A 15,223-nucleotide genomic window follows, 5' to 3' on the forward strand; every position below is an offset into this window, starting at 1 on the left:
AAAGTCGATTTCTACGAATACCACCGATAGCCTTTGTTCTTGGTGAACTGGGCCTTCGGGGTGCCGCCGGGTTTTCCCAGTAACAACACTTTGAAGTCTTGGAGGCCGAACCAGGCTGGGTCGGCGAGGTTGCGGTGTGTGCTTGACTGATAATAACCAGAATGTTTACTATTTGTGGTGATCAAGTCATTCCGTGATGCCAACGCCGAGCGAATCTTCAAGCGTGAGTTTGTGAAAGGACTCCCGCGCGAGATTCAGCGGTGGGCATTTATGAAGCTCAACGCGATTGACGCGGCTGTCAGGCTGGAAGATCTTCGGTTACCGGCCTCGAATAGGCTTGAAGCGCTCAAAGGGGATCGAAAGGTGGAGCACAGCATTCGCATCAATGACCAGTGGCGAATCTGCTTTCTTTGGCGAGATGGCCATGCGGAGCGTGTTCAGGTCGTCGATTACCATTGAGGAGGGCCTATGTCTAAGTCTCGTATTGAACCAATACATCCGGGTGCGTATCTGAAGGAAATTCTAGATGAGCTAGAGGTGTCGCAGTATCGACTGGCCCAGGAACTTGGCGTGCCTGCTATGCGTATTAGCCATGTGGTGCGTGGGCAGCGGCCTATGACGGCAGAGTTGGCGTTACGCCTTGGCCGGTATCTCAACCAGAGTCCGCAGTACTGGCTTCACTTGCAGAGCCGCTACGATCTCGATATTGCTGAGGATCAGATTGGGAATCGCGTCATGAAGGAGGTGCGAAGGTCCAAAGCAGTTGCATAGGGGGCTGGCGCTGCTTTATGGCACTGCATGCCCATTTTGCGTCTCACACCTTTCACGTCTCATTTCTGCGAATACCACCGATAGCCCTTGTTCTCCGTGAACTGGCTTTCGGGACGCCGCATGTTTTTTCTCGCAACAGTACCTTGAGGTCTTGCAGGCCGAACCAGGCTGGGACAGCCTCTCGCGGTACGGCTCGTTGAACTAACTATCAATAAACTTATATAATGCTCACGATGAAACCCTTGGTGTTTGTCGGATCCAGCCGTGACGACCTCAGAGAATTTCCGGCAGAAGCCAGACGAGCAGCGGGGTTCGAATTAGGGTTCGTTCAACGCGGGTTGGAGCCTTTGGACTGGAAGTCGCTGAAAGAAGTGGGCGCTGGTGTCCGAGAGATTCGGATCCATGTCTTGGGTGAATGGCGCGTGCTCTACGTCGCAAAGTTTGCCAAGGCGGTGTATGTGCTTCATGTGTTCCAGAAGAAAACGCAGAAGACCAGGAGGGACGACATTGCACTGGCACGTGAGCGGTATCGCATGATCGGAGAACGGATATGAAAAAGAAAATGACCAAATCGAGCGGCAATGTCTTTCTGGATCTTGGGTTTGATCCAGCTGAAGCGGCAGTGCTTCAAATGCGATCGAACCTCATGAGCGATCTTCGTCTCTATATTGAGAAACATAAGCTGACTCAAGCAGAAGCTGCCAAGCGACTTGGAATTTCACAGTCGCGGGTGTCTGACCTCGTACGTGGGAAATGGGACAAATTCAGTCTCGAAATGCTTATTACTCTTGAAGCACGCCTTGGACGGACAATTCGAGTCGAATTTGCAGCTTGAGGAAGCTGCTTACTGCAGAGAATTGCAAAGTAGTGAGAGAGGATTTCTCTCCAGTGTTTTTTTCTCTTCCCTCTTCAACTAGGGGCAGCTTGGTTGGTTCTCCACTGCGCGTATTGACCGAGCATCGCCCTCGATAGGAGAATTCGATAATTCCTGCGTGGGCGGTCAGCGGGCACAGAGAGCTAACCTGGTAGCTCTCAAACCCCTTACTTCTGCGAATACCACCGATAGCCGTTGTTCTCGGTGAACGGGGCTTTTGGGGGGCCGCCGGGTTTATTCGCATCGGAGCTGATCAAAGTTGCTCAAGGTGGAGGAGTCTTGTACACTCTAGGAATTCCGCGCGAGGGCATGCCGTAATGCAAAAACATTACGATCAGCACGATGATGCCAAGATTGCAGCCAACTTACGCCGCGCCATCGAGTTGACAGAACTCGGCTTAGCGCTTCGCTGCTCAGTAGTCCAGCAGCAGAACCCACAAGGCGATGCCATGGTACAAGTGATGCGCGAGATCCGCCGCGCCAAAGAGCAGGCATGGCAGCAGAATCATTCTTAGCTCAGTCTCTCTCCACGCTCATCACGGACTTCAATCGACGCGGTATTGAGTATGCGCTGGCCGGAGGCTGGGCGTACAGCGCATTGGTTGAACCCCGTGCGACGACGGACATCGATATCCTGCTTCTGATGGAGCAACCCTCTCGTGATCAACTCCAGTCGTTGCTCTCCTCTCTTTTCGATTCGACCATCGTGCATCCAGCCGCAATGGTCTTTCGCGGGATTTCGATTTGGCGATGTGTAGGTATTCTGAAGAATCAGGAAGTGGTCATCGATGTGCTTTTGGCTGATTCTGAATACCTTCGGACAGTGCTGGCACGTCGACGACAGGTTTCCCTGGGCGAAGTATCAGTGCCGATTGTGACGGTAGAGGATTTGATCGTCCTGAAGACTCTAGCAGGGCGGCTGCAAGATCAAGCGGATCTTGAGAAAATCAAGCTTCGTCAGGACGACCTTGATGTCGATTGGAGGTATGTCGACGAATGGAAGGTCAAGTTGGGCCTTGTCATGTAACTGCCTACTTCTGTGAATACCACCGATAGCCTTTGTTCTCGGTGAACTGGGCCTTCGGGGTGCCCCCGGGTTTTTCCAGTAACAACACTTTGAAGTCTTGGAGGCCGAACCAGGCTGGGTCGGCGAGGTCGTGATAGTGGAGGCCCTGCAGCTTTGGCAGCATGTCACCCAGGGCCTGTTGCAATTCCTTCTCGCTGTAGGTCCGTACGGCGAAGGGACGGTTGAGCGACTGACAAAATCGCTGGATGGTGTAGGTGGCACCGGTGCAGAGCACTTTTGTGTCTGGCTTGAGGCCGAGAAACTGTGGGAGTGACAGATAGCGTTCTTGAAACCCCAGCCAGCGGACAGCTTGGCGGAGGTGACTATATTGCACTTCGTACTCGGTATGCCCCGGGAGCTTCACGGGGGCAGGCCAGCCCTGTTCAATGCCGAATTCGGTGAGAAAGGCTCGCCCACCTGGTTTGAGCACCCGCCACAATTCAGCGACAAAGCGAATCGGTCCTACGTTGAAGATCACCGAGTCCGGTGGATTGGCTTCGATGGGCAGGCGAAGCCGTCGGATCCAATCAAGGGCTTCTTGATGTTGTGTCGTCACTCCCACCCCTGACAGGAGTTCTTGCTTGGTCAGTTGGACTGGTGTCATGTCGGCCATGTTCTCGTTATCGATGACGAGATCGACAGAACGATCAGCCAGCGGCAGCTGTTCTGCATTGGCTCTGGTGCCGGTGACGTTCCATCCGCCCGCTTTGGCTCGTGCGACCTGGAGATTGAGAAATGGCTGTGTGATATCGAGTGAGAGGTAGGTGACCCCCTGTTTCTCAAACGGCAAGAGATCCTTTCCTAGTTCTTGCGCGAGGTACCCGAGGCCGCCACCGATCTCCAGCATGACTTTGGGTTTAGGAACGAACCAACCGAGACGCCTGAGTTGTCGCATCAGCAGTCGACCATAAGTCAGACCGTCCAAGGCCTCGCTTGGTTCCCGGAAGAGATGAGAGACGGTGGTTTCAATCAAATCAAAATGGCCGTCGTCTCTCGAGCTTTCGGTCAGCTCGTGGTGATGGAACTCTTCCAGGTGGTGCTCGCCTTCAAAGCCGTCTTGCCCTGACCAGCCTTCTCGGACCTGTTGGAGCAGCACATCCCACTTGGCCTTGTGCCGGTGGCCTCCGGGTGGTTCAGTCCCGTAATAGCAGAGGGAGTAGTTGGGGGTTGCCCACCGTTCTAAGTGCCAGGACCCAGGCTGCCCATCGGGCCCACAGATCCTGGTGCCATATTGCTCAAGAAGCGTTCCCACGGCGGTATGGCCGTTCATAGCCCTCAGTAGATCTAAGCCGGTGTGGTTCAGCCGGATCAACGGGAGGTCGTCATCGAGTGGGGCCAACCACCATTCATCTGGCTGATGTTGGTAGGCAACAAGGTCCGGAATATGCCAGGCCAAGAGGGTCAGCGTGTCTCCGGTCAAGGATAGAGGATTACGGATGGCGGCTACAGCCTTCATAATCATGAGCTTTCTGTGTCTGATACTCGGACAATCAGTAAGCTACAGGAGCGGTTGGCACCTCTGCAAGCGGACAGTGGGTGTTGTCCTACAGGTGAGCGGGGGTTGATGAATCATCGGTCACAATCAACTGCCCTCGCATGATGGGATGAATCCCGCAATGATAGGCATAGCGACCGGGGGGCAGGCCCGGGATTGTGAACTGTCCTCCAGGTGGAACCGTTCCTGAGTTAAAGAGACAGGGGCCCTCGTCCTGTAGACAGCCGTTATGCGTGACTGTGTGATGTGTCGGTGTCGGATTCTCCCAGCGGATGGGTGTGCCGCTCACCACGGTCGCGGCAGCCGGGACGTAATAGGGTGAGCCATTTTCCATGAGAATTTCTGTGGCTGGAGAGAAATCGAGGGCCGGTCCTCCCACAGTAGCCCCGATCCCCAGGGCGATGGTCAGGATGTGCAGTCGGTTCACGGGGAAATGCTCCTCACTACGTTGTCTCAGTGATGGATAAGAGCCATAATGATGGCCAAGGATTCAGCCGTACTCCCTCTGGGCCCTCATCATAGCATGCCGCCACTGAGGGTTTGATGGGGCTTTGTAAGATGCCTGCCAGCGATTATCTTTTCCCGTCGTCTGCAGTACGCGCATTTCTATTGAACCCAAAGTAATGAAAGCCGCAGAGGGTCGTAGAAATCCTGAGCGAGGTGGTTGCAAGAGCCTGTTCGTTCATGCTAGATGGAGGCCGTTGCGCCGCGCTGAAACGAAGAGGAGGGATCGGAATGGCGAACAAAAAGAAGAAAGCCGTCGCGAAAGCGTCGTCAAAGACAAAGAAAGCTGCACCGCTGCCGAAGAAAAAAGCAGCCGCCAAGAAAGTCGTAGCCAAGAAGGCCGTGGTGAAGAAGGCTGTGAAGAAGCGCGCGGTGGTCAAGGCGTCCAAACCCGCCCCAAAGAAGAAACCGGCGGCCAAGAAGCCAGCCGGTAAATCAGCGAAGAAAGCGGTTGCCAAATCAGCCAAGAAGACACCCCAGAAGTCCATCCCTTCGAGCGCACCAGCCAAGCCTGTTGCGGATGAAGAGGAGATGACACCGCGAAAGGCCGTCTCGGTGAAACCGGCCATGCCGATGGAGCCGGAAGAGGCTGATTTGGAAGACGAGGATGTCGTTGATGACGAGTTAGAGATGGAGGATGAGCTCGACGAAGATGATGTTCGAGATGAGTTGGATCTCGACACGGATGATGACGGAGATGAGCTCATCGATAAGTCCGAAGAATTGCTGGATGACGATTATCGACATAGTTAATCGTCCGGGGTTTGGTGGTAGTCCGACGACAGATTTTGCTCGCGCCGTTCCATGCGCAGCGCCTATCGGAGGGGCAGGGCTGTCGACATCGGTCCCAATCGTGGTGAGTTCTATCGCTGCTGGAATGCGGGTCGTTCCAGCAGCGGGCTTTGGGCGCTTGTTCAATATCTACTCGTTCTTCACCTGCAAGGTGAGTCTCTCCGACGGTTGTTCCTCTCAGGGTTTGTGTCAGGTCCCATGGTAAGCATCGGAAGGGTTTTAAGCAGGGTGGTTTTCGCGGCCATCGTTGCGATCAGTGTTGGCTTGTCTGAAGTCGGCGCCGCTTGTGTCGTCGAGGAAGGATCGCTAGAAAAACGGGAGGCTGGCCTCGTCCTCCATCTCTCACCCACCTGTACGCAGGTTGAACGCGAAGCGCATATCGTGCGTAGTGAAAGAATTGTGGAGACACTCGAGAGAGGGCACCCGGTCGATCTTGTTGGGGTGATTGTTCAGGGGGATGTCCTGTTTGATCGCCTCGTTCCCCAGTCAGCACCCCGATCATCAATGGCATCCGAGCCTCCGAGTCAGAGCAAGGCTGCCCGCAGCCAGGAGGAACGACTGGTTCGTGCGGGACTGAGCATACGAGACTCCGTGGTCCAAGGAGCGGTACGCCACCGTTCGGTCACCGGTACCCTGCGGTTTGAAAGACCTGTGGACTTGCAGGGAACTCGATTTAAAGCGGGGGTGGATCTCTCCTGGTCGGTGTTCCTGGAAGCGGTGGAGCTGTCTGGGGCTATCTTTGAAAAAGAGGCACATTTTGTTCAAGGACAATTCGTCGGTCCATTGGCCTGTCGAGAGACCAGGTTCGGTCCGAGTACGAGATTTCACCGGTCGAGGTTTCAAAGTTCCATGGACTGTACCGGCGCACTCTTCGACGGGACGGCAGAATTTTTGGAAGTTACGAGTGAACAGCCGGTGGAGTTTGAACGGTCGAGGTTCGGCTCGGGGGTGGGGTTTTCAGGGAGCCGTTTCAAAAGTCGTCTCAGTTTTCGCGACGCGATCTTCAGCCGCGAGACCTTCTTTACCTTTACGGTCTTCGAGGGGGAGACGATGTTTACCGGCGCCCAATTTTTAGGGGCTGCAGATTTTTCGAATGCCGAGTTCAAGCGACAAGACGACCTGGCTCGGGCACGCTTCGACCATCCACCGCTGCTCGCTCAGGCGACGCGGCTGGAGCCTCCCCAGTCTGACGGCTTTTTTCAGACCAAGAACGGCCAGTATGTTCTCACGTTCGGGTTGCTCGTCACGGCAGCTCTGCTCGTGGCTTATGCGATCAAGCTCAAATGAGCACTCTTGTTTATCCCCAATATATAGAATCAGACTTGCTCGCCTCCCCATAAGTTGATATAAACAGGCCGTGGAATCCCAAGCCGACGGGTTTGAGCAAATAGAGCTGCCGTATAAGGTCCGTATCGAAAACTTCGAAGGACCGTTGGACCTCCTCCTGCATCTCATCAAGAAAAACGAGATCAATATCTACGATATTCCGGTCGCCATGATTACCCAGCAGTACATCGAGTACCTGGAGGCGATGGAGGAACTCAATCTCAATGTCGCGGGAGATTTTTTGGTGATGGCGGCGACGCTGTTGCAAATCAAGTCCAAGATGTTGTTGCCGGCCGACGAGGCAATCGACGACGAAGAGGAAGGGCCGGACCCACGGGAAGAATTGGTCCGTCGGTTGCTTGAATACAAAGCGTATAAGGAGGCGGCGCGCCAGCTCGATGATCAAGAAAAGATGTGGCGTGAGATCTTTTGGCGTGAGGATGCATTGCCCGTCGAAACAGTCGCCGAGGAGGATCTTCCTCTCGAAAACGTGTCATTGTTCGATTTGGTTGATGCGCTCAAGGAAGTGCTTGAACGCAATCCGGACAGCCGGCTTATCGAGATCGTCCCAGACAATCTCACGGTTCGGGAACGGATGAATCTAATTCTGGAAACGTTGGAGGGGAAAGACTCGGTCTCATTTGGGGCGTTGTTCGAAGGATCGGTCCATCGAATCGTGGTGGTTGTGACGTTTTTGGCCTTGTTGGAATTGATGCGGTTGCGAGTCGCCCGTGTGTTCCAGGCCGAAACCTTCGGACCGATTCTGGTCTCGCGGATGTTCTCGCTGGTGCCTGATCCGGCAGAGCTGGATGATGTTGATGCGGAATGGAGGAGCGCATGACGCCACTGACGGCGGATGTGGTTGATGAGGTGGATGTGCCCGAAACCGAGGCCGTGAATACGGCGAATACGGAAGATCCGGAGAACCTGGACGAGGTCAATGGAGTTCCGCCTTCGGAAGGCCTCAGCGAGGATCGGCCCCACAGCATGGCCGAGCTCCAAGCCATCCTGGAGGCGTTGCTTTTTGTTTCGGCCGAACCGTTGCCCGTGACTCGCCTTGTCGCCGCAATGGGTACGGTCTCGAAGGGCGAAGTCGAAGAGGCGTTGCATCATCTCAGCCGAACGCTCGATCAGGAAGGGCGTGGGGTGCGATTAGTAGCGGTCGCCGGTGGTTATCGCCTGGTGACCAAACAAGATTATGCCGCTTGGGTGAAACGATTGGACAAGGCGAAGACGGCGGCAAAACTGTCTCGATCGGCCTTGGAATCCTTGGCCATCATCGCGTACAAGCAGCCGCTGGTGCGGGGGGAGATTGAAGAGATCCGAGGCGTGGAAACTTCCGGGGTTTTGCGCACGTTGTTGGAGCGCAAGCTGGTGCGGATCGTCGGGCGCAAAGAAGTCCCGGGTCGGCCGATCATGTATGGGACGACCAAATTTTTTCTGGAACACTTTGGGTTGAGCGATCTTTCGCAGTTGCCGCCCCTCCGTGAGTTCAAAGAGCTTGGGGAGGCTGAACAGGCACTCTTGCCGATGGATGGCAGCGAGATTCTGTCTGCAGTTGGAGAGGTTGAGGTGGTCGACGCAGAGGCAGAATCATCCGTAAATGGTGAACTTCAGACGGCTGTTCCTCTCGAAGAGGTATTGGACCCTTTCCCAACTTCTCCATCCTGAAGCCGCATCCATCCTAGGTCTTGGCAACTTGGCGCTTTTCTGGCTACGGTCTGCGAGTCAGGGCCAGTCCATCCATCTCAGAGTGTCACCGTTGGCTACGGAGTGGGTTTTTTCTTGAGTGGGGGATTCTTCAGACGCTGCAGTTCAGCTTCCTGCTCGTCAACTTTCTTTCGCAACGCCTTCATTTCTTCTTTAAACGCCTGCAACTCAGTGTCCTGCTTCACGACCGGAGGAGCTGGAGGGGGCGGAGGCGGTGCCGTCACAATCGGGGCCGGTTGCGGAGCTGGAACGGGCGGTGGAGGCGGCGTGAGCAGCCTCGCCAGGAGTTGATAATCAATGGCCAGTGACCGATCTTCTGATTTCCCAATCCAACTCGACCGATCGTAGACGTCGGAGCGAACCGCTCCTTCCGGCAAGAACGTCACCTCTCGGTCTCGGAGCCCATCGGTGTCCGGGAGCGGGCGTGGCTCCTTTTGGCTTGCAGTGGGTCGTTTCCCAGGGTAGTGACGGTATTGGGTCAAGATGACATGCAAGGACAGGCCGTCCGCGAACAGGTAGCCCGCAGTCGTCTCTCGTTGTGGAGCGGTCTTCGCAGATGACGCGAGGTACGGTGTGGAATAGATGCGGAACCCGACGCGCTGCGTGGCAGTGGCTTGAGCCAGGGCAGCGGTTATATGCGGAGTCAGGAACGCAATCTCATCCTCGGAGAAAGTCCGAATATCGTTCAAGTTTGTCGATTTTGCGGCTTTGCCTAGGAGTAACAGAAGTCCGGATTTTTCTTTGGTGTGGATCCCTCGTAAGACATCTCCAATAGTCGTTTCTGACAGCTTGATGGGATGTGAAGCCTGGAAGGAGCTGTCTGAAACAGACTCAAGGAAGACCGATCCAATGGAAGTTTCCTGAATCGAGGTGGTTGGGCGTGAGCCAGCGCACCCGGCTATCAAGAGGGGTATGCAGCCCAGTAAGAGTACACGCAGTCTCCAGGTAAACGATCGAGGTGGTGTGTGAGTCATCGTGTGGTGTGTCCGCGTGTGAAAGCCGGTGCGCAGTGTAGCAGGAAGAGTCGGTAAAAACAAAAATCCCATGTCACTCCTGATTTGTAAGATAACGGTTCTTCGTGCGCAGCGCATGGATACTGCGCTCCATGACGAGATGTCGATCGCGCCGGTCCCACGCGGATCGCTAACAATCAACTGATGAGGGACTCATATGTCGATAGCGTCTTCACTGCACTTACAGGGATGATCGTGGGAAGGCGTGCGAAATAGCTGCATTGGCGAGAGCGGTTTCCTGGACTGGGTTTGCACGGAATGACCTCCGTACCACGACAGGCAAGAACCCTTGACTCGGCAAGAGTGCACTGTATACAATCCGGCATACAAATAGCAGGTTAGGTCTTTATGAGCGTCAGTGTGTCGGAGACCAAATCAGTTTTAAGTAAATCCACTTGTCAATGGCGTGTGACGCGGGCTATAAGGCGGCCCTCAAAATTTCTTACCTGCATATCACCTGAAGTTCCGTCAGCGTTCAGACTCTGTTGCGAAAGGAGGGAATGCGTCTGAGCATGGGCCAAGTCGGTCGGTCTGGTCTTGGGCGGAAATTGTGTTAAGAAAGGCTTAAGGACGAACCACTGACACCTGTGCGTCGGACTAGTCTGGACAGGATTAGAGCAGAACAGCATCGACCGGCAGTAGGCACCTCACCGCATTCGGAGAAGGAGAGACGCACTATGGATAACAATCTGCCTCACGAAGTCCCAGGCACCCCCGATAGCACAGCTTCCACAGAACCGACCGGCCCATCGCGACGCGAATTTTTAGGCCAGAGCGGGCGCGTCGCCGCGGGGGTGGGGGTGGCGGCGCTGTTAGGTAATCTGGGCCAGTACGCGCTGTCGTACGCGGCGGGGGGCCCGCCGATCAAGATCGGGATTCTGCATTCGTTGAGCGGGACGATGGCGATCAGCGAAGTGTCGCTACGCGACGTGGTGTTGATGGCGGTGGAGGAAATCAACAAAGCGGGCGGAGTGATGGGGCGGCAAGTGGAGGCGAAGGTGGTGGATCCGGCCTCGAACTGGGACCTGTTTGCGGAAAAAGCCAAACAGCTCTTGCTCGAAGACAAAGTCTCGGTGGTCTTCGGCTGTTGGACTTCGGTCAGCCGCAAATCCGTGCTGCCGGTGTTTGAAAAGAATAATGGGTTGCTCTTCTATCCCGTCCAATACGAAGGCGAAGAGTGCTCCCGCAACGTGTTCTACACCGGCGCGGCGGTCAATCAACAAGCCGCGCCGGCGGTGGAATACTTGATGAGCCCCGAAGGGGGCGGCTACAAGAAGTTCTACCTGTTGGGGACGGACTATGTGTATCCGCGCACGACCAACAAGATTTTGCGCGCCATGTTATTGGCGAAGAAGGTCCCGGCGGCCAACATCGAGGAAGAGTACACCCCGTTCCACCACCAGGATTATCAAACCATTTGCGGCAAGATCAAGAAGTTCGCGGCCGGCGGGGGCGCCGCCGTCATCAGTACCATCAACGGCGACAGCAACGTGCCGTTCTATAAAGAGTTCGGCAACCAGGGCTTGCGGGCCGAAGATGCGCCGATCATGGCGTTCAGCGTCGCGGAAGACGAACTGCGCGGCATGGACACCAGCGCACTGGTCGGGCACTTGGCGGCCTGGAACTACTACCAGAGCGTGGACACGCCGCAGAACAAGAAGTTCGTGGCGAACTTCAAAGCCTACTGCAAGAAGAACAACCTGCCGGACGGCGAGAATCGGGTGACCGACGATCCGATGGAAGCGGCCTACTTCGGGGTCTATGTGTGGAAGCAGGCGGTGGAAAAGGCGGGGTCGATCGAGGTGGATAAAGTGCGAGCGGCGGTGTACAACCAGAAGTTCCTCGCGCCGGGCGGGGAAATCATGATGGATTGTTGCAACCAGCATACGCACAAGCCCGTGCTGATCGGCGAGATTCTGAAAAACGGTCAATTCAAGGTCGTGCACCGGTCCAAAGGGCTCGTGAAACCGGAACCCTGGAGCGAGTATACGAATCCCGAGAAGGGGTGCGATTGGATTCAACATCAAGGGACCTATCAAAAGTAAGACTCAGGCCCCACACGAGCACTGAGTGTTGCACGCCGTGCTGACACACAGGGACTTGTGTCGGTTTGGGAATGCGCCGGAACCGCATCATGACATGTGAAGAGGTTCCGGCCTCCCTACCTCGACTAGGGATTGCCGAAGGGATTGTAGGGAGGACATCGTGCTGACAGGTCTGGATCGTGTTCCCTCCACCGTCATTGCCGTCGTGCTCGGGGCTGTTCTTTTGATCGGCCTATCCGCACCGCCAGTGCGGGCGGCGGAGCAGCCGGAGTCCTCTGCGCCCACGACTGCGTCCGCCGTCAGTCCGCTCGAACAAGCCCTCATCGAGATCAAGAGCGAGGAGGCCGCGGTGCGGAGTGCGGCGGCGGCGCTGCTCATCGAGCAGGGCGACGCCAGCCTCATCCCCACGCTGGATGCGATTCGGGCGGAGGCGGATCGGGCCACCCGACAAGCCATCAAGCCGGTGATCGATCTGCTCAAGAACCACGCCAATCTGACCAGTGCCCAATCAGATACCAGGCGGTCGGCGGCCGCTGATCTCGTTGGGACCGGTCGGCCGGAGGCCATCATATGGTTGGAAGAGGCGGCCGCCAAGGAGCCGGTGTGGTGGGTCAAATACACGATGGACGAATCCGCGCAGCTGATCCGGCTACGCGCCGACGAGCCGGCGGTCCGGCTCGTGGCCGTGAAGAAGCTGGGCGAACTCCGAAGTCAGAATAGTGTGTCGGCGCTCAAGGAATTCGTGGAGGCCGCCGCACAGAGCGGCGCGACCGAGGAGCAACGCGTATTGGCGGACGCCGCCCAGGCCGCGATCAACCAGATTGATGCGTGGGGCTGGTGGGCCAGCAGCATCGAGACGCTCTTCCGCGGGATCAGTCTCAGTTCCATTCTCTTGATCATGTCGCTGGGGCTGGCCATCGTCTTCGGCTTGATGGGCGTCATCAACATGGCGCACGGCGAGTTGATGATGGTGGGCGCCTATGCCACCTTCGTCACGCAACAGGCCTTCGTGGCCTGGGTGTCGCCGGAGCACTTCGATTGGTATTTCCCCGTGGCCTTGCCCGTCGCATTTCTGGCGGCAGCCCTGTTCGGCTGGGTGCTCGAAGCCACCGTGATCCGGTTTCTCTATGGACGCCTGCTGGAGACCCTGTTGGCGACCTGGGGCGTGAGCTTGATCCTGATGCAGGCGGCGCGGGTGTACTTCGGGGATTTGACGGCGGTCATCGCCCCGCAAGCCTTACGCGGGGGAGTGCAAGTCATGGTCGGGGTGTATCTGCCCTTTAACCGCATTTTCATCATCCTGCTCTCGATTGTCTGTGTGCTGGGCATCTACTTCTTGCTCTTCCGCTCGAACCTCGGCGTGCGGGTGCGGGCCGTCACCCAGAACCGCAACATGAGCGCCTGTCTGGGAATCCCCACTCGAAAAGTCGATTCGTATACCTTTGCCTTTGCGTCTGGGTTGGCCGGGATCGCCGGCTGGGCCTTGACCATGGTGGGCAACGTCGATCCGGGATTGGGACAGAACTATATCGTCGATGCCTTCATGGTCGTGGTGACCGGGGGGGTCGGCAAACTGGCGGGGACCATCTGGGCGTCCTTGGGCATCGGGGGGCTCAACAAACTCATCGAACCGGTCAGCGGGGCCGTGTACGGCAAGGTCTTCATTCTGGTCGGCGTGATTCTCTTCCTGCAGTGGCGGCCGCAGGGCCTCTTTGCCGCGAAAGGACGCAACGCCGATGCCTGAACAGCTGGCCACGCACCAAGACCGCCGCGAAACCCTCTCGTTCTATGTCGTGGGTTTCCTGTTCCTCGTGGTCGTTCCGCTGTTGAACCTGCTCCCGGCGGAGGACTCCTGGTTCCATCTTAGTGATTTTCGCCTCAATCAATTCGGCAAGTTTTTGGCCTTTGCCATTTTGGCCCTGGGCTTGGATTTGATCTGGGGCTATTGCGGCGTGCTCAGTATGGGCCAGGGGGTATTCTTCGGGTTCGGGGCCTATTGCATGGGCATGTACCTGACCCTGCAGATCGGGACCGAGAGCGTCTATGGGAGCGAGCTCCCCGATTTCATGGTCTGGACCCAAGTGAAAGAACTGCCGCTCTTCTGGTATCCATTCAAGAGCTTTTTCGGGGGCTTCCTGGGCGCCATCCTCGTGCCGGTGCTCTTTGCCACCCTCTTCGGGTTTCTCGCGTTTCGCAGCCGCATCAAGGGCGTGTACTTCGCCATCATCACCCAAGCCTTGGCGTTTGCCGCCTGGTTGGTCTTCAATCGGAACGAAACCCGATTGGGGGGCACCAATGGCCTCACGGACTTCAAACAGCTGTTGGGGTACCGGCTGTCCGATCCCTCCACACAACGCGGGCTCTATCTCATCACGGTCATCGCCCTGATTGCCGCCTATCTGCTGTGTCGGTGGATCGTGGCCTCCCGCGCGGGCAAAGTCTTGATTGCGATCCGTGATAGCGAATCGCGCGTCACGTTTTCGGGCTACACCCCCTGGATGTTCAAGCTCTTCGTCTTTGTCGTCGCCGCCGGATTGGCGGGATTGGCCGGGATGCTCTACGTGCCGCAGGTCGGCATCATCACCCCGGCGCAGATCGGGGTGCTGCCGTCGCTGGAGGTGGTCATCTGGGTGGCGGTCGGCGGACGGGGCACGTTGATCGGGGCGATCTTGGGGGCCGTGGCCGTCAACTATGGCCGCAGCGTCTTGACCAACTATTTTCCAGAGGCCTGGCCCTTTATTCTCGGCGGCCTCTTTGTCGTAGTCGTGACCATGTTCCCCGATGGCCTCGTCGGCATGCTGCGTAACCTCACGGATCGGAAGCCGTCCCCGGCCCTCAAGGCGGACGGGAGGACGGCGGCATGACGGACCGCGAGCTCATTCTCAACTGCGAAAACGTCGTGATGGACTACGACGGCTTCAAGGCCCTCAACAATTGCAACTTCAAGGTCCACTATAACGAGTTGCGCGTCGTGATCGGCCCGAACGGGGCCGGCAAGACCACGCTGCTGGATGTGATTTGTGGCAAAACCAAGCCGACCTCCGGCAAAGTGCTGTTCGGCAAGGGGACCAATTTGGTCGGCAAGAATGCCGAAGATATCACCAAGCTGGGCGTCGGCCGCAAATTTCAAGCACCCTCGATCTACAGCAACCTGTCCGTCTGGCAGAACTTGGACCTGTCGCTCAAACGGGCCAGCAAGGGCGTCTTTCCGACGTTGATGGGGCAGTCATCCTCGGCAGAGCGGGCCCGGATCGAGGAGGGACTGGAGACGATCGGGCTGACGGACCATGCCCATGCTCGGGCGGGGTCGCTCTCCCACGGGCAGAAGCAGTGGCTGGAGATCGGCATGGTGATCTTGCAAGAGCCCTCGCTGCTCCTCGTCGATGAGCCGGTGGCCGGCATGAGTGACAAAGAAACGGAGCAGACCGGCCAATTGCTGACGAAACTCTCGGAGAAACAGGCGATCGTCGTGATTGAGCATGACATGGACTTTGTGCGGCAGATTGCGAAGATCGTGACCGTCTTGGCGGAAGGGACCGTCATTTGCGAAGGGACGGTGGAGACCGTGCAGGCGGATGATCATGTGCGGGAAATCTATTTAGGCCGGGCGAAAGTCGCCCATTAGCG

The 15,223-nt window shown here is 56.8% G+C and carries 18 protein-coding genes; 14 read left to right on the forward strand and 4 right to left on the reverse strand.

Annotated elements, in window-relative coordinates; genetic code table 11:
* Positions 1 to 11 precede the first annotated feature (11 nt).
* Complete coding sequence (locus ACMTNU_RS05775) at positions 12 to 185, reverse strand: hypothetical protein (RefSeq protein WP_413934277.1); 174 nt, start codon at positions 183 to 185, stop codon at positions 12 to 14.
* Between ACMTNU_RS05775 and ACMTNU_RS05780 the strand changes: the two genes are divergently transcribed.
* The 6 genes from ACMTNU_RS05780 to ACMTNU_RS05805 all read left to right on the forward strand — a co-directional run bounded on the left by ACMTNU_RS05780 (position 178) and on the right by ACMTNU_RS05805 (position 2,672).
* Positions 178 to 459, forward strand: coding sequence for a type II toxin-antitoxin system RelE/ParE family toxin (locus ACMTNU_RS05780; RefSeq protein WP_413934278.1), 282 nt, complete (start codon positions 178 to 180; stop codon positions 457 to 459). The genes ACMTNU_RS05775 and ACMTNU_RS05780 overlap by 8 nt on opposite strands.
* Before the next feature lie 9 nt (positions 460 to 468).
* Positions 469 to 771, forward strand: coding sequence for a HigA family addiction module antitoxin (locus ACMTNU_RS05785; RefSeq protein WP_413934279.1), 303 nt, complete (start codon positions 469 to 471; stop codon positions 769 to 771).
* Positions 772 to 1,004: 233 nt separating this feature from the next.
* The gene (locus ACMTNU_RS05790; protein ID WP_413934432.1) at positions 1,005 to 1,325 is read left to right on the forward strand and encodes a type II toxin-antitoxin system RelE/ParE family toxin; all 321 of its coding nucleotides are present in this window, start codon (positions 1,005 to 1,007) and stop codon (positions 1,323 to 1,325) included.
* Positions 1,322 to 1,606, forward strand: a complete 285-nt coding sequence (locus ACMTNU_RS05795; RefSeq protein WP_413934280.1) for a helix-turn-helix domain-containing protein — start codon at positions 1,322 to 1,324, stop codon at positions 1,604 to 1,606. Before ACMTNU_RS05790 ends, ACMTNU_RS05795 begins: the two co-directional genes overlap by 4 nt.
* A 356-nt stretch (positions 1,607 to 1,962) precedes the next feature.
* Positions 1,963 to 2,160 carry a hypothetical protein gene (locus ACMTNU_RS05800; protein ID WP_413934281.1) on the forward strand — a complete coding sequence of 66 codons (198 nt, stop codon included), beginning with the start codon at positions 1,963 to 1,965 and terminating at the stop codon, positions 2,158 to 2,160.
* Positions 2,139 to 2,672: a nucleotidyltransferase gene (locus ACMTNU_RS05805; protein ID WP_413934282.1), complete on the forward strand. Its 534-nt coding sequence runs from the start codon at positions 2,139 to 2,141 to the stop codon at positions 2,670 to 2,672. Before ACMTNU_RS05800 ends, ACMTNU_RS05805 begins: the two co-directional genes overlap by 22 nt.
* A gap of 4 nt (positions 2,673 to 2,676) precedes the next feature.
* Here the strand turns inward: ACMTNU_RS05805 and ACMTNU_RS05810 are convergent, their stop codons facing one another.
* Both ACMTNU_RS05810 and ACMTNU_RS05815 read right to left on the reverse strand, forming a co-directional pair.
* A complete protein-coding gene (locus ACMTNU_RS05810) occupies positions 2,677 to 4,173 on the reverse strand; it encodes a class I SAM-dependent methyltransferase (protein ID WP_413934283.1) in 1,497 nt (498 codons plus the stop codon).
* A gap of 82 nt (positions 4,174 to 4,255) precedes the next feature.
* Positions 4,256 to 4,633, reverse strand: a complete 378-nt coding sequence (locus ACMTNU_RS05815) for a cupredoxin domain-containing protein (protein WP_413934284.1) — start codon at positions 4,631 to 4,633, stop codon at positions 4,256 to 4,258.
* Positions 4,634 to 4,941: 308 nt separating this feature from the next.
* On the opposite strand from ACMTNU_RS05815, the gene ACMTNU_RS05820 reads away from it, so the two are divergent.
* The 4 genes from ACMTNU_RS05820 to scpB all read left to right on the forward strand — a co-directional run bounded on the left by ACMTNU_RS05820 (position 4,942) and on the right by scpB (position 8,499).
* Entirely contained in the window at positions 4,942 to 5,463 is a 522-nt protein-coding gene (locus ACMTNU_RS05820) for a hypothetical protein (RefSeq protein WP_413934285.1), read from the forward strand.
* A gap of 267 nt (positions 5,464 to 5,730) precedes the next feature.
* On the forward strand, positions 5,731 to 6,789 hold the full coding sequence (locus ACMTNU_RS05825; RefSeq protein WP_413934286.1) for a pentapeptide repeat-containing protein: 1,059 nt from the start codon (positions 5,731 to 5,733) through the stop codon (positions 6,787 to 6,789).
* 70 nt (positions 6,790 to 6,859) lie between these two features.
* Entirely contained in the window at positions 6,860 to 7,669 is an 810-nt protein-coding gene (locus tag ACMTNU_RS05830; RefSeq protein ID WP_413934287.1) for a segregation and condensation protein A, read from the forward strand.
* Positions 7,666 to 8,499: an SMC-Scp complex subunit ScpB gene (gene scpB / locus ACMTNU_RS05835; RefSeq protein ID WP_413934288.1), complete on the forward strand. Its 834-nt coding sequence runs from the start codon at positions 7,666 to 7,668 to the stop codon at positions 8,497 to 8,499. The genes ACMTNU_RS05830 and scpB overlap by 4 nt, the downstream gene beginning before the upstream one ends.
* 95 nt (positions 8,500 to 8,594) lie before the next feature.
* Here scpB and ACMTNU_RS05840 read toward each other — a convergent pair whose 3' ends face one another.
* Positions 8,595 to 9,584 carry a hypothetical protein gene (locus ACMTNU_RS05840; RefSeq protein WP_413934289.1) on the reverse strand — a complete coding sequence of 330 codons (990 nt, stop codon included), beginning with the start codon at positions 9,582 to 9,584 and terminating at the stop codon, positions 8,595 to 8,597.
* 644 nt (positions 9,585 to 10,228) lie between these two features.
* Between ACMTNU_RS05840 and urtA the strand changes: the two genes are divergently transcribed.
* The 4 genes from urtA (at position 10,229) to urtD (ending at position 15,221) form a co-directional block, all read left to right on the forward strand.
* Entirely contained in the window at positions 10,229 to 11,596 is a 1,368-nt protein-coding gene (gene urtA / locus ACMTNU_RS05845; RefSeq protein ID WP_413934290.1) for an urea ABC transporter substrate-binding protein, read from the forward strand.
* 160 nt (positions 11,597 to 11,756) lie between these two features.
* Positions 11,757 to 13,340, forward strand: coding sequence for an urea ABC transporter permease subunit UrtB (gene urtB / locus ACMTNU_RS05850; RefSeq protein WP_413934291.1), 1,584 nt, complete (start codon positions 11,757 to 11,759; stop codon positions 13,338 to 13,340).
* Positions 13,333 to 14,460, forward strand: a complete 1,128-nt coding sequence (gene urtC, locus ACMTNU_RS05855; RefSeq protein ID WP_413934292.1) for an urea ABC transporter permease subunit UrtC — start codon at positions 13,333 to 13,335, stop codon at positions 14,458 to 14,460. Before urtB ends, urtC begins: the two co-directional genes overlap by 8 nt.
* A complete protein-coding gene (gene urtD, locus ACMTNU_RS05860; RefSeq protein WP_413934293.1) occupies positions 14,457 to 15,221 on the forward strand; it encodes an urea ABC transporter ATP-binding protein UrtD in 765 nt (254 codons plus the stop codon). The genes urtC and urtD overlap by 4 nt, the downstream gene beginning before the upstream one ends.
* Positions 15,222 to 15,223 lie beyond the last annotated feature (2 nt).

This window comes from Nitrospira sp. BLG_1, assembly GCF_047338595.1.
In the GTDB taxonomy this organism is placed as follows: Bacteria; Nitrospirota; Nitrospiria; order Nitrospirales; family Nitrospiraceae; genus Nitrospira_D.

Bases quoted from the DNA above. Each gene is read 5' to 3' on its own strand.
- ACMTNU_RS05785 (WP_413934279.1), top strand. From the start codon at position 469: ATGTCTAAGTCTCGTATTGAACCAATACATCCGGGTGCGTATCTGAAG.
- ACMTNU_RS05790 (WP_413934432.1), top strand. From the start codon at position 1,005: ATGAAACCCTTGGTGTTTGTCGGATCCAGCCGTGACGACCTCAGAGAA.
- ACMTNU_RS05795 (WP_413934280.1), top strand. From the start codon at position 1,322: ATGAAAAAGAAAATGACCAAATCGAGCGGCAATGTCTTTCTGGATCTT.
- ACMTNU_RS05800 (WP_413934281.1), top strand. From the start codon at position 1,963: ATGCAAAAACATTACGATCAGCACGATGATGCCAAGATTGCAGCCAAC.
- ACMTNU_RS05805 (WP_413934282.1), top strand. From the start codon at position 2,139: ATGGCAGCAGAATCATTCTTAGCTCAGTCTCTCTCCACGCTCATCACG.
- ACMTNU_RS05810 (WP_413934283.1), bottom strand. From the start codon at position 4,173: ATGATTATGAAGGCTGTAGCCGCCATCCGTAATCCTCTATCCTTGACC.
- ACMTNU_RS05820 (WP_413934285.1), top strand. From the start codon at position 4,942: ATGGCGAACAAAAAGAAGAAAGCCGTCGCGAAAGCGTCGTCAAAGACA.
- scpB (WP_413934288.1), top strand. From the start codon at position 7,666: ATGACGCCACTGACGGCGGATGTGGTTGATGAGGTGGATGTGCCCGAA.
- ACMTNU_RS05840 (WP_413934289.1), bottom strand. From the start codon at position 9,584: ATGGGATTTTTGTTTTTACCGACTCTTCCTGCTACACTGCGCACCGGC.
- urtA (WP_413934290.1), top strand. From the start codon at position 10,229: ATGGATAACAATCTGCCTCACGAAGTCCCAGGCACCCCCGATAGCACA.
- urtC (WP_413934292.1), top strand. From the start codon at position 13,333: ATGCCTGAACAGCTGGCCACGCACCAAGACCGCCGCGAAACCCTCTCG.
- urtD (WP_413934293.1), top strand. From the start codon at position 14,457: ATGACGGACCGCGAGCTCATTCTCAACTGCGAAAACGTCGTGATGGAC.